The sequence below is a fragment of the Cupriavidus sp. 05N40 genome, from assembly GCF_056397305.1.
Genome location: NZ_JBFTND010000038.1, coordinates 25,403 through 38,638, shown reverse-complemented (window position 1 = coordinate 38,638; position 13,236 = coordinate 25,403). Strand labels below are relative to the sequence as shown.

The following is a 13,236-nucleotide window of genomic DNA, read 5'->3' as shown; positions in this document are numbered from 1 at the left end:
GTGGCCAGCCTGCGCAGCCAGCTCGATAGCACCGCCACGGCCGCCGTCACGGTGACGCGCTATGTCGACCGTCTCGAGACTATCCGCATCAAGGGCGACACCCTCATCAAGGAGATCCCGCGCTATGTCACTCCCCAAGCTGATGCCGCTCGCACTGTGCCTGTCGGTTTTGTCCGCCTGCACGACGCTGCCGCCGCCGGCAGCCTGCTCGATYCAGGTGCCGGCGCTGCTGATGCGACCCCCTCGGGTCTTGCGCTCTCTGCCGTCGCCGGTACCGTCGCCGGCAACTACACAGCCAGCCTCGCAAACGCCGAGCAGTTGACGGAGCTGCAGGCGCTGCTGCGCAGCCAGGGTGCCGCCATCATCGGAGCCGCACCATGATGAAGCCCAACAACCTGCGGGCCGCCCTCACCGAATCCCTGCCCGAGCTGGCGCGCAACCCGGAGAAGCTGCACATCTTCGTGGACGAGGGCCGCATCGTGGCCACCGGTGGCAAGACGCTCTCGTTCGAGTACGTCTACACGCTGACCACCATCCTGACCGACTATGCCGGCGGCGCCGATACCGTAATAGTGCCGGTGCTGGCCTGGTTGCGCGTGAATCAATCGGAGCTGTTCTTCAACCCGGACCGGCGCGAGACCGGCTTCAAGTTCGAGGTGGACATCCTCAACCACACCACCGTCGACATCGCCATCAAGCTGGCCCTGACCGAGCGCGTGACGGTCCGGGTGGTGGACGGCCAGTACCAGATCGCGCACCAGCCGGAGCCGGTCAACGAGTACGACGATCCCGCCACCTGGCGCGCGGCGCCGCCCTCAGCATGAGCGACTTCCACGAGCTGGAGACCTGGGCCGGCGCCTTCCTGTCCAATCTCGACGCGCCGGCGCGCCGGGCGCTCACGCGCGCGGTGGCGGCCGAGCTGCGCCGCCGACAGGCGCGCCGCATCGCCGAGCAACGCAACCCTGACGGCTCGGCCTACGAGCCGCGCAAGCCGCAGCTCCGGCTGCGCCCCGGGCGCGTGCGGCGTGCCATGTTCGCGCGCCTGCGCACTACGCGCTTTCTCAAGACCGAATCCGATCCCAACACCGCGGTGGTGAGCTTCGCCGACCGCGCGCTGCGCATCGCCGCCGTCCACCAGTTCGGCCTGCGTGATCGCGTCAACAAGGCCGGCCTCGAAGTGCAGTACGCCAGGCGCGAGTTGCTGGGCTTCGATGCCTCGGACGTGTCGAGCATCACCGACCTGGTCATCGCTCACCTGACCCGCTGACTGCTGGCTGTTGTGCCGCACGCGCGCACAACACCGCGCGCGTGACCACCCCGCGCGCGCACGGCACGCTGCGGGTATGGACACCACTGAACTCGCCCGCCTCCTCGAAAACCTGCTGCGCCTCGGAAACGTCTCCGATGTGCAGCCCGGCTTGCCCCCCCGCGTCCGCGTGAGAAGCGGCGGCATCGAGACGGATTGGCTGCCGTGGATCGAGCGGCGCGCCGGCAAGACGCGCACGTGGAACCCGCCGACCATCGGTGAACAGGTCCTGCTGCTGTGCCCAAGCGGCGACCTGCGCAACGGCATCGTGCTCTGCGGCATTCCTACCGACGCCGGCGACGTGCCGAGCCACAGCCTGGATGAGACCGTCACGCTGTACCCCGATGGCGCCCGCACGCTCTACAACCATGTCACCGGCAACTTGACTGTCACTGGCATCAGGACCGCCGTGCTAGACGCGGCCGTCAGCGTCCTGGTGAAGTGCCCCGAGACGACCTTCGACGGCGCCGTGATCGTGAAGGGCCTGCTGTCTTACCAGAGCGGTATCGCCGGCACGGGCGGCGTCCACGGCAACAGGATCACCGGCGACTTCACCCACGAAGACGGCAAGCTGTCCTCCAACGGCGTGGTGGTGCACACGCACAAGCACGGCGGCGTCCGCCAGGGCAACGAAAGTTCGGGAGGCCCGCAATGAGCTACGTAGGCATGAGCGCCACGTCAGGCCGCAAGCTGGACGACCTCGCCCACATCAGGCAGTCCATCCGCGACATCCTGACTACGCCGGTCGGCTCGCGCGTGATGCGCCGCAACTACGGCTCCCTGGCTCCCCTGTTGATCGACCAACCGCTTAACGGCGCCACGCGCCTGCGCGTCATGTCTGCCGCAGTCACTGCGCTGGTGCGCTGGGAGCCACGCGTGCGTATTACCTCCACCACCGTCGAGCTTGGCGAGGCCGGGGAGCTTTATGTCGCCRTGGAAGCTGATCGCATCGACGGCCCCCGCCGTGAAGCCGCCGGCCCCATGAGAATCTCCCTGCGGGAAGGCCCCGTATGAGCAGCGTCATCGACCTTTCCCGCCTGCCGCCGCCGGACGTCATAGAGACGGTGGACTTCGAGGACATCCTCAGCGAGCGCAAGGCGTACTTCGTTGCCCTGCATCCCGCGGAGGAACAAGCCGACGTCACGGCGGCGCTGGCGCTTGAATCGGAGCCCATCGTCAAGCTGCTGCAGGACAACGCCTACCGGGAAATGGTGTGGCGGCAGCGTGTGAATGACGCCGCGCGCGCATTGATGCTCGCCTTTGCCAAGAAAAGCGACCTCGACCAGCTCGCAGCGAACTTTAGCGTGCAGCGGCTCACCATCAAGCCAGCAGACAACACCACGGTGCCGCCGACGCCGGCCGTGATGGAAAGCGACGAGGCGCTTCTGGAGCGCACGCAGATGGCCTTCGAGGGCCTGTCCGTGGCCGGCCCGCGCGAGGCATACAAGTTCCACGCGCGCTCGGCAGACGGCCGCGTTGCCGACGCCAGCGCCATCAGCCCCCAGCCGTGCGAGGCGGTGGTCACGATCCTGAGTACCGCCGAGGATGGCGCGGCCGAGGCCGACCTGCTGCCCATCGTCGAGGCCGCACTGAGCGATGAAGACGTGCGCCCGGTCGCCGACCGTCTCGCTGTGCAACTGGCGCACATGGTGCCGTACCGCATACGCGCCACCTTGTACCTGGAGCCCGGCCCGGAAGCCGAGCCCATCCTGCAGGCAGCCGGCGAGAACGCCGATGCCTACCGGAAGGCGCGGCGGCGGCTCGGCCGAGACATCAACCGCTCGGCCATCACCGCGGCGCTGCACGTTACCGGGGTCCAAAAGGTCGACCTCCTCGAGCCGGCCGAGGATATCGCGCTGGATGAAACGCAGGCGGGCTACTGCGAGAGCGTGGAGATCATCAACGGGGGCACGCGTGCGTAGCGGTTCCCTGCTGCCTCCGAACGCCACGGCGCTGGAGCGCAACGCTGCGCGCGCGACGGCGCGCATCGAGCGCGTGCCGGTGCCCCTGCGCACCCTGTGGAACCCGGCCACGTGCCCGGCCAACCTCCTGCCTTTCCTGGCATGGGCGTTCTCGGTGGATCGCTGGGACCCCGCCTGGCCACTCGCCACGAAGCGGGCCGTCACGGCCAACTCGTACTTCGTCCATCGCAAGAAGGGCACCATCGGCGCCCTGCGTCGAGTCGTGGAGCCGGTGGGCTATCTGATCCGCGTCATCGAATGGCATCAGACCACGCCGCCCGGAGTAAGGGGCACGTTTGCGCTTGACATTGGTGTGCTCGATACCGGCATCACCGAGGGCATGTACGACGAGCTAGAACGCCTGATCGACGACACGAAGCCGCTGACGCGACACCTGACCGGCCTGGCCATCGCGGTGAAATCCCGCGGCGCCGTGTGCCTGGTGGGCGCGGCCGCGCTGGCCGACGCGCTGACCGTCTACCCCTGCACCCCAACCGAAGTCACTGCTGGCGGTGCGATCCGCGCGGCCAGCGCCACGCACGCCATCGAAACGCTCACCGTACATCCCTGAAAGCCATGCCACAACAATACTTCTCGATTCTCACGGAAGCCGGAGAGGCCGCGCTCGCACGCGCCACTGCCAACGGCGAACAGGTGCGCTTTGTCGAATTGGCAGTCGGCGATGGTCTGGGCGACCTGCCCATTCCCCACCGCCAGCAAGACGCGCTTGTCAACGAGGTCTATCGCGCGGCGCTCAACAACCTCACGCAGGACCCGATAAATCCCTCGCAGTTCATCGCAGAGATGGTGCTCGGAGCGGACCTGGGGGGATGGTGGGTTCGAGAAATGGCGCTGATCGACGAACGGGGCATCGTGTGCGCTGTCGCCAACTGCCCGCCATCCTACAAACCGCGACCCATCGAGGGCGCGGCCCGCACCCTGCGGGTGCAGATGGTCTTCCTGGTGACCAGCGTTGAATCGGTGGCGTTGCACATTGACCCGAACGCGGTGCTAGTGACCCGCGAGTATCTCGACCAGGCGATCGACACACTGGCGTCCAGCGCAGTGCGCAAAGACGACCTGGCGAACATCGAAGACCCGGCCAAGGCGGACGCATTGATTGCGGTCCGCCAGCCGTTTTCCGGAGCGGTACCACGCACCCAGCACGACAAGAATGCGGAGTCCGTCAGCGCCGTGGATTTTGGTGCTGTAGGTGATGGCGTAACGAACGACACCGAGCGGTTCTTGCTGTTCGAGACGGGCACGACTGGCGCCTATGTCGATCTGCTCAACAGGGTGTATTGCGTAGACGAGCCGCCCACGGGGAATCACTACTTCAACGGGCGCTTCGTGCGCGCGGAGGACGGCTATGTCTTCGACTCGCACCAGGGCGACCAGGTCAGGGTCGGAAACCACAATGTACTGATCGGCGGAGGTGCCGGCGCCTTGATGCCGGTGTACGTGGAGTACAAGGGAGAGCAGCGCGCCTATGCGGTCGTGGCCATCGGACACGATGCGCTCGGTAGCAGCTTGCAGGGGATTTCCTGTATCGCCATCGGCCACGGCGCATTGCGCCATCTGCAATATGGCCGATACAACGTCGCCGTTGGGCTGGAATCACAGTTCTGCTGTGATAGCGATGACAACGCGAGCTCGCGCGGCACGCGCAACACGTCCATCGGCGACAACTCGCTGCGTTTCAACCGGGTGGGAAGATCGAACAATGCGTTCGGCCGCAATGCAGGACAGTCGATCACCGATGTCGACTACTCCTGTGCATTTGGCGCAGCAGCCCAGGCAGGCTACGCTCCGCTGGGCCTTGACGATCTGACCATCGAGAACCAGACACCGATCACGGCCGGCTCGCAAACGCATGTGGGCGTCAACGCGGGCATCTACTCCAACGCGGTGGGCAATACCTGCGTCGGCACCGACGCCGGGCGCAACGTTAAACAGGGCACGCTCGTCGCAGTGGGCTACCAGGCCGGCGCGTTGATTGAGACAAACGTCAGCCATGACGGGCGCCAGCTCGTCTACGGATCGCTGCATGGCAGCTATTCCTGGTCGGGCGGAGTCGTGGTCGTCGCCGTGCCGGGGCACGGTCYGGCGCCTGGGTGGCGGGTCAAGATCACGCTGGGCGCGCACGAGGCCAGCTACATGCATATTGCGACGGTGCCGGATGCCGATACGCTGACGTTTGTTACCGCGTATCGGCCCCGCGGCGACGGCGTTGAGGTTAGCGACGCCACGATCTCCGAGTGGATCACAGACACGCCGGTGACACCGGTGACTGGCGTCATCGCGATCGGGCGAAAGGCACTCGCACAGGGCGACAATTGCACGAACAGCATTGCCATCGGCGAGGTGTCCCAATTCCGCAGCCGGGGCGAATTCAACGTTTCAATGGGCAATCTGACTCTCTATCTCAACGAGACGGGAAGTCGGAATACGGCGATGGGCTATTACGCGCTGCGCGCCAATGTGAGCGGCAACGACAATGTCGCGCTCGGCGTGCATGCGGCGGAGGCCAACGTCACTGGTGCGCGGATCACGGCAGTTGGCGTGCGTGCACTCAAGTACGCCAGCGATGGCTCGTTGGCTACCGCATTCACCAACGTGGCCGGCCTCGGATCCGACACCCGGGTATCTGGTAACAACCAGGTCCAACTCGGAGATTCCGCCACCACCGTCTATGCCTTTGGCTCTGTACAAAATCGCTCCGATGGGCGTGACAAGGCAGATGTGCGAGACACGCTGCTCGGGCTGGCGTTCATTGAGGCACTGCGCCCCGTCGATTTCCGGTGGGACGCGCGAGACGACTACATCGAGACGTTTGAAGTACAAACCGGCGAAGACGCCGATGGCCTTCCCATCATCGTGTCCCGCGTGCGTCATCTAGCGAGGGACGGCAGCCGCAAGCGCGCACGCTACCACCATGGACTGATCGCGCAGGATGTCAAGGTGGCGGCAGACTCCCTGGGGGTGGACTTCGGCGGCTACCAGGATCACGCCGTCGGCGGGGGTAACGATGTGTTCTCCATCGGCTACGTGGAGCTGATACCCGTCCTGATCAAAGCTGTGCAGGAGCTCTCCGCGGAAATCAGGGAGTTGAAACAGCATGGCAAATAAGCGTACCTACTGCACCGGCTGGACGAATGCGCCAGAGGATGTCAATTCGTGCTGCCATCAGCATGACCGCGACTATGGGAGCCGCGGTACGGTGTCACGCGCGGAGGCTGACCGACGCCTTCGCCAGTGCGTCGCCGCGGGCGGTCGCCCCGCCCTGGCGTGGCTCCTGTGGGCGGCCCTGCGTATCGGCGGCTGGTATTGGTGGAAAGACAAAGCGGCCACCACTGGCGAAGCCGCGCCGATGGAGCAGGAATAGCCCGCCTGCTGTTGTCGCGCTCAACGGCACAACACTCCACACGCGACAGCGTCGCGCGCGCACACCATCCTACCGGGACGATCTCTCTTGTCGGCTACTCCCGGAGGACTACATGCCAACCGAATACCACCATGGCGTCCGCGTCATCGAAATCAACGACGGCACCCGGCCCATCCGGACCATCGAAACCGCCGTCTGCGGCATCGTCTGTACTGGCGACGACGCCGATGCGACGGCCTTTCCCCTCAACACCCCAGTCCTGCTGACCAATCCGCTGACGTCGCTCGGTAAGGCCGGCACCAAGGGCACGCTGGCGCCGACGCTCGACGCCATCACCGACCAGGCCAACCCGCTCACCGTTGCCGTGCGCGTACCCGTGGGCGCCACCCCGGAGGAGACCACCAGCAACCTGATCGGCACCGTCGACGCGCGCGGCCGCTTCACGGGCATGAAGGCGCTGCTGGCCGCCCGGAACCGCTTCGGCGTGACCCCGCGCATCCTGGCCGTGCCCGGCCTCGATAGCCTGCCGGTGGCCGCCGAGCTGGCCGGCATCGCGCAGAAGCTGCGCGCCTTCGCCTACGTCTCCGCCCACGGCTGCTTGACCAAGGAGGACGCCGTCCTCTACCGCGACAACTTCGGGCAACGCGAGCTGATGACCATCTGGCCCGACTTCATCGGCTGGGACACCGTCGCCAACGCCGAGCAGACCCTCTGGGCCACGGCGCGCGCCGTGGGCCTGCGCGCGAAGCTCGACAACGAAGTCGGCTGGCACAAGACCCTCTCCAACGTCACCGTCAACGGCGTCACCGGGCTGTCGCAAGACGTCTACTGGGATCTGCAGGATCCGGCAACCGATGCTGGCTACCTGAACAGCAACGAGGTCACAACCCTGGTCAACCTGCAGGGCTTCCGCTTCTGGGGCTCGCGCACCTGTTCCGCCGATCCGCTCTTCGCCTTCGAGAACTACACGCGCACGGCGCACGTGCTGGCGGACACCATGGCCGAGGCGCACGTCTGGGCCATGGACCTCCCGATGACACCCTCCCTGGTGCGCGACGTGCTCGAAGGCATCAACGCCAAGATGCGCGGCATGGTGCGCAGCGGCTACCTGCTGGGCGGCGCCGCCTGGTACGACCCGACGGCCAACACCAAGGACACCCTCAAGGACGGCCAGCTCGCCCTGGACTATGACTACACCCCGGTGCCGCCGCTGGAAAACCTCAAGCTGCGCCAGCGCATCACCGACCGCTACCTCATGCAATTTTCCCAAGCCGTTACCGCCTGATCGGCGCGACGCCACAACCTAAACGAGGAAGCGACATGGCACTGCCACGCACTCTCAAGAATTTCAACGTCTTCGCCGACGGCGTGAGCCACGCCGGGGAATGCGAGGAGATCACCCTGCCCAAGCTCACCCGCAAGCTGGAGGAATACCGGGCCGGCGGCATGAATGGTCCGGTCGACCTGGACATGGGCTCCGAGAAGCTCGAGCTGGATACCACCTATGGCGGCCTGATGCGCGAGATCCTGAAGCAGTACGGCGTCACCAGCGTCGATGCGGCGCTGGTGCGCTTCGCTGGCGCCTACCAGCGCGACGACACCGGCGACGTAGATGCCGTGGAGGTCATCGTGCGCGGCCGCCACACCGAGATCGACTTCGGCAGCGGCAAGGCCGGCGACAAGAGCCCGTTCAAGGTCAAGTCCTCGCTGTCCTATTTCAAGCTGACCGTGAACGGCGAGGTCTGGATCGAGGTCGATCACGTGAACTTCGTGGAGATCGTCTTCGGCGTCGACCGCCTGGCCGAGCAGCGCCGCGCCATCGGCCTGTRACCCTCTCCTGGCCGGCCGCTCGCCGGCCCATCCCCCTCCCACCTGAAGGAATATCGTCATGACCGAGCAAACTGTTGAAACCGTCGACCTGGACACCCCCATCCAGCGCGGCAACGAGAAAATCACCCGCATCACCGTGCGCAAGCCGGGCTCGGGCGAGCTGCGCGGATGCAGCCTGATCGACCTGATGCGCATGGAAGTCACGGCACTACATACCGTGCTGCCGCGCATCACTACCCCCACCCTCACCCAGCACGACGTCAGCTCGCTGGACCCGGCCGACCTGACGCAGCTCGCCACCAAGGTGAGCAATTTTTTGCTGCCGAAGGCAACCAAGGACGAGGCATACCCGCCCGAGTCGAAGACGCCGCCGCAGACGTTGCAGTGATCTTTGGCTTTCGCCTGGAAGAGCTGTATGCCATGGGTCTGGGCGAACTGATGGAGTGGCGCGAAAGAGCGCGCGAACGTAGCGGGGTGGATAAATGAGCGCGGACCGCAACTTGCGGCTGCAGGTGATCCTGGGTGCGGTGGACCGCGTGACGCGCCCATTCCGCACGATGATGGGCAGCGGCTCGGAGCTGGCGCGCACGGTGAAGGCCACCCGCGATCAGCTCCGCGAGCTGAACCGCACGCAGGTGAACATCGACAGTTTTCGGAAGCTGTCGAAGGACGCCGCTATTGCGGAGAACCAGCTGCGCACAACGCAGGCCCGCGTCAAAGGGCTCGCGCAGGAGATGGCCGCCGCGGACCGGCCCACGACGGCCATGTCGCGCAGCTTCCAGGCGGCGGTGCGCGAGGCACAGTCGCTCAAGCAGCGCGGTGCCGAGCTGCAGCAGAACCTGCAAGGCGTGCGCGGCCGGCTGGAAGCCGCGGGTGTCAGCACAAGCAACCTGACCCAGGCGCAGCGCGAGCTACGCGGCCAGATCGGCAACGTGAGCCAGTCGCTGGCGCAGCAGGAGGCGCGCCTGCGCGCTGTCGGCGAGCGCCAGCGGCAGGTGGCGGCCGCGCGCGCGCAGTACGAAAAAGGCATGGGCGCGCGCAACGCCATGYTGGGCGCCGGCGCCACCAGCATGGCGGCAGGCGGGGCCATGCTCACACCCGTCGCCAAGGCGGTGAAGGACTACGTGACGTTCGAGGACGCCATGCTCGGCATCGCCCGCCAGGTAGACGGCGCGCGCGACGACGCCGGCAATCTCACCGCCGTCTATTACGACATGGCGCGCCAGATCAAGCTGCTCGGCGAAGAGTTGCCCATCCCCACCACTGCCATTGCCGAGATGGTCACCGCCGGCGCCCGCATGGAAGTGCCGCGCGAAGAGCTGATCGACTACACGCGCACGGTAGCCATGATGGCCACCGCCTTCGACGCCGTGCCCGACGAGATCGCCGAGAGCATGGGCAAGGTGGCAAAGAACTTCCGCATCCCCACCGCCGGGATCCAGGCGCTGGCCGACTCCATCAACTACCTGGACGATAACGCCATCAGCAAGGGCAGCGACATCATCAACGTGCTCAACCGGATTTCCGGTGTGGTCTCCACGGTGAAGATGTCGTCTTCGGATGCGGCGGCCCTCGCCTCCACGCTGCTCACCCTGGGCGAGCGCACCGAGACTGCCGGCACGGCCATCAATGCCATCACCCAACGCTTTGCCGCGGCGGAGAAAGGCACGAAGCGCTTTCAATCCGCCGCGGCTGAAATTGGCCTCACCACGCAGGAAATCCAGAAAGGCATGTCCGAGGACGCCACCGGCACCATCTTCAAGGTGGTGGAAGCGGTGCGCCGGCTGCCCAAGGACAAGCGGATCGGCGTCATGGTGGAGCTGGTCGGTATGGAGCACTCGGACACGCTGGCTAAGCTGGTCGACAAACCGGAGGAGTTCCAGCGACAGCTTGAGCTGGCGAACGGCGCCAAGGCGAAGGGCTCCATGGGGCGGGAGTTCTCCGCGCGCCAGAAGACTATCTCTGCTGCCTGGGCTCGCCTGCAGAACAAGCTGTTCAACACCAGCACCGACGGCGGCGAGGTGCTGCGGCCTGAGCTTGCGGACCTGATGGAGACCATCAGCAATCTGGTGGATCGCTTCAACGCTTTTGCCAAGGCCAACCCGGCAGTTGTAGCGTGGCTGATCAAGGGAGCCGCTGCAGCCGGCGCCCTCTTGGTGGTCATGGGCGGCCTGACGCTCACCCTAGCCGCCATACTTGGGCCGCTGGTAATTGCCAAATACGGCCTCGCCATGCTCAGGATCCAGATGGGGGCTGGCGCGGGTATCGCCGCGCGCCTGGCGGGCGCCTTCAATTTCGTCATGAAGGCGGTAGGCATGCTTAGCCGTGTCCTCCTGATGAACCCCATCGGCCTGGCTGTGACGGCCATCGGCGTGGCCGCATACCTGATCTACAAGTACTGGGAGCCGATCAAGGATTTCTTCACCGGCCTGTGGTCCGAGGTGCGTGGCGCCTTTCAGGGCGGCCTGAGTGGCGTGCTGGCGCTGATCGCCGATTGGTCCCTGCTCGGCGCCCTCTATCGCATTGTCGCGCCGGCGCTGAAGTACCTCGGACTTGATCTGCCGGCCAAGTTCAGCGAATTCGGCGCCAACCTGCTGCAGGGTCTGGTCAACGGCATCACCAGCAAGCTCGGTGCCGTCCGGGACGCCGTGGTGGGCGCCGGAGCGAGCGTTGCGGCATGGTTCAAGGAAAAGCTGGGCATTCATTCTCCCAGCCGCGTCTTTGCCCAACTGGGCGGCTTCACCATGGCCGGGCTCGAGCAGGGTCTTGCGCAGGGCCAGGTTGGTCCCCTGCAGGCCATGGGACGCATCGCCGAGGCCGTGACGGCTGCCGGTGCCGCGGGCCTTGCCGGGGGTGCCACTGCAGCCTCGCGCACCGCGGCGAACGTCGCGCGCACCCTCGCCGGCCTGGGCGCGGGCGTGGCCATCGGTGCTGGCGCGCCGGCTGTAGCCGCGGTGCCGATAGACACCCGTCCTCCCCTCGCCACGCAGGGCGCAGCTGGCGCTGGCGCGGGACCGGCGACGGTGATCTTCAACATCCATCCGCCGGCGGGCGCAGACGAGCAGCTGATCGCGCGCCTGGTGGAAGAGAAGCTCCGCGACCTGGAGCGCCAGCGCGGCGCTCGGGAGCGCTCGCGGCTCACCGACAGGGACTGACCATGATGATGGCACTCGGGCAGTTCGTCTTCAGCCTGGAGACGGCGCCCTACCAGGACTTCCAGCAGCAGATGGGCTGGCAGCACCCCTCCAACAATCGGATCGGCCGCCGGCCCGCGCGGCAGTTCCTCGGCTCCGACGATGAGACCGTTACGCTGGCGGGCCTGCTTGTCCCCGAGTTGACTGGCGGCGACGTGACCGTCGACCAGCTGCGCAAGATGGGCGATGCCGGCGCGGCGTATGTGCTGATCGAGGGCACAGGCCGCTACTATGGGCTCTTCGTGATCGAGGGGCTAAGCCTCACCCGCACCCTCTTCTTCCAGGATGGCAAGGCGCGACGGATCGAGTTTTCCCTGAAGCTAGTGCGTGTGGACGATGAAGCCGAGGCGCTAATTGGCCCCGGACTGGTGGAGGATGGACTCGCATGATCCGCGCCAATGCGAACACCGAGCCGCGGGAGATCACCGGGCGCGAACCCAAGCCAATCTACCGACTCACGCACAACGGCAAGAACATTACCGCTCGCTTCCAGGGGCGGCTGATGAGCCTCACGCTGACGGACAACCGCGGCTTCGAGGCCGACCAGCTGGATATCGAACTGGACGACCATGACGGCATGCTGGATCTGCCGGAGAAGGGAACCCGGTTATCCCTCGCGCTCGGCTGGGCCGATACCGGCGTGGTGGACAAGGGCACCTACAAGGTGGACGAGATCGAACATAGCGGCCCGCCCGACCGGCTGACCATCCGCGCACGCAGCGCGGACCTGGGGAGCGACCTGACCACCCGGAAAGAGCGTTCCTTCCGTGACCGGACCGTGGGCGCAGTGGTGCGCGCCATCGCCCAAGAACGAGCTGGCGGCCGTGATCGCGCAGCAGCTCGCCGACCTGGTCATCGACCACCTGGACCAGACTGGCGAGTCCGACGCCAACTTGCTCACGCGCCTGGCGAAGGACTACGACGCTATTGCCGCCGTCAAACAGGGCAAGCTGCTGTTCATCAAGGCGGGCGAGGCATTGAGCGCATCCGGCATACCCCTGCCCATTGTCACCATCACCCGCGCCTCGGGTGATAAGCACACTTTTAACATTGCCGACCGGGAGAACTACAACGGGGTCAAGGCTAGCTACCAGGACACGCGCTCGGCGAAGAAGGGCGAAGTGGTAATTGACGCGTCGAACTCGGTGGCGGTCAAGGAGAAGGCCAGCAAAGACAAGAAGAAAGTGACTGTCACCACCTACCCTAACCCAGACAATGTAAAGGTGCTACGGCACACCTATGCCAACAAGACCAATGCGGAGCGTGCGGCGCGCGCCGAGTGGCAGCGGATCCAGCGCGGCGTGGCCACCTTTGGCATCACGCTAGCGCGCGGCCGGCCCGAGCTATTTCCCGAGCTCCCCGCGGTCGTGCGCGGATGGAAACCGCAGATTGACAACACAAGTTGGACCGTAGCCAGGGTGACTCACAGCCTTAGCAACCATGGCTACAYGACGGCGCTGGAGCTGGAGATCAAGTCAACGGACTTCGATGCCGATCCAACACAATCCGCCGACGACGGAACGTCAATAAGCTGATCCTTGCATGTTGCCCTCGAATCCA

Annotated in this window: 14 protein-coding genes and 1 pseudogene; all 15 read left to right on the top strand. The window is 65.8% G+C overall.

Annotated features, from left to right (window positions below; translation table 11 throughout):
- Positions 1-381: hypothetical protein (locus tag AC1DO7_RS11715; RefSeq protein ID WP_477116155.1), on the top strand; the 381-nt coding region annotated here is incomplete at its 5' end.
- Positions 378-824 (top strand): phage tail protein, encoded by a 447-nt coding sequence (locus tag AC1DO7_RS11710; RefSeq protein ID WP_477116154.1) that lies wholly within the window; start codon positions 378-380, stop codon positions 822-824. The genes AC1DO7_RS11715 and AC1DO7_RS11710, both read left to right, overlap by 4 nt.
- The gene (locus AC1DO7_RS11705) at positions 821-1,267 is read left to right on the top strand and encodes a phage virion morphogenesis protein (RefSeq protein ID WP_477116153.1); all 447 of its coding nucleotides are present in this window, start codon (positions 821-823) and stop codon (positions 1,265-1,267) included. The genes AC1DO7_RS11710 and AC1DO7_RS11705 overlap by 4 nt, the downstream gene beginning before the upstream one ends.
- 76 nt (positions 1,268-1,343) lie before the next feature.
- Entirely contained in the window at positions 1,344-1,961 is a 618-nt protein-coding gene (locus tag AC1DO7_RS11700; RefSeq protein WP_477116152.1) for a phage baseplate assembly protein V, read from the top strand.
- The gene (locus AC1DO7_RS11695) at positions 1,958-2,320 is read left to right on the top strand and encodes a GPW/gp25 family protein (protein WP_477116151.1); all 363 of its coding nucleotides are present in this window, start codon (positions 1,958-1,960) and stop codon (positions 2,318-2,320) included. Before AC1DO7_RS11700 ends, AC1DO7_RS11695 begins: the two co-directional genes overlap by 4 nt.
- Positions 2,317-3,228, top strand: coding sequence for a baseplate assembly protein (locus tag AC1DO7_RS11690; RefSeq protein WP_477116150.1), 912 nt, complete (start codon positions 2,317-2,319; stop codon positions 3,226-3,228). The genes AC1DO7_RS11695 and AC1DO7_RS11690 overlap by 4 nt, the downstream gene beginning before the upstream one ends.
- Positions 3,221-3,838: a phage tail protein I gene (locus AC1DO7_RS11685; RefSeq protein WP_477116149.1), complete on the top strand. Its 618-nt coding sequence runs from the start codon at positions 3,221-3,223 to the stop codon at positions 3,836-3,838. Before AC1DO7_RS11690 ends, AC1DO7_RS11685 begins: the two co-directional genes overlap by 8 nt.
- 5 nt (positions 3,839-3,843) lie before the next feature.
- Positions 3,844-6,396, top strand: a complete 2,553-nt coding sequence (locus AC1DO7_RS11680) for a phage tail-collar fiber domain-containing protein (protein ID WP_477116148.1) — start codon at positions 3,844-3,846, stop codon at positions 6,394-6,396.
- Positions 6,397-6,764: 368 nt separating this feature from the next.
- The gene (locus tag AC1DO7_RS11675; protein ID WP_477116147.1) at positions 6,765-7,937 is read left to right on the top strand and encodes a phage tail sheath protein; all 1,173 of its coding nucleotides are present in this window, start codon (positions 6,765-6,767) and stop codon (positions 7,935-7,937) included.
- A 35-nt stretch (positions 7,938-7,972) separates the two neighbouring features.
- A complete protein-coding gene (locus tag AC1DO7_RS11670; RefSeq protein WP_477116159.1) occupies positions 7,973-8,482 on the top strand; it encodes a phage major tail tube protein in 510 nt (169 codons plus the stop codon).
- 58 nt (positions 8,483-8,540) lie between these two features.
- Positions 8,541-8,870: a phage tail assembly protein gene (locus tag AC1DO7_RS11665; RefSeq protein ID WP_477116146.1), complete on the top strand. Its 330-nt coding sequence runs from the start codon at positions 8,541-8,543 to the stop codon at positions 8,868-8,870.
- A 32-nt stretch (positions 8,871-8,902) separates the two neighbouring features.
- Positions 8,903-8,968, top strand: a complete 66-nt coding sequence (locus AC1DO7_RS11660) for a GpE family phage tail protein (RefSeq protein ID WP_477116158.1) — start codon at positions 8,903-8,905, stop codon at positions 8,966-8,968.
- On the top strand, positions 8,965-11,637 hold the full coding sequence (locus AC1DO7_RS11655; RefSeq protein WP_477116145.1) for a phage tail tape measure protein: 2,673 nt from the start codon (positions 8,965-8,967) through the stop codon (positions 11,635-11,637). The genes AC1DO7_RS11660 and AC1DO7_RS11655 overlap by 4 nt, the downstream gene beginning before the upstream one ends.
- 2 nt (positions 11,638-11,639) lie before the next feature.
- On the top strand, positions 11,640-12,065 hold the full coding sequence (locus AC1DO7_RS11650; protein ID WP_477116144.1) for a phage tail protein: 426 nt from the start codon (positions 11,640-11,642) through the stop codon (positions 12,063-12,065).
- Positions 12,062-13,211: pseudogene (locus AC1DO7_RS11645) on the top strand (phage late control D family protein). The gene AC1DO7_RS11650 and the pseudogene AC1DO7_RS11645 overlap by 4 nt, the downstream one beginning before the upstream one ends.
- Positions 13,212-13,236: the final 25 nt, after the last annotated feature.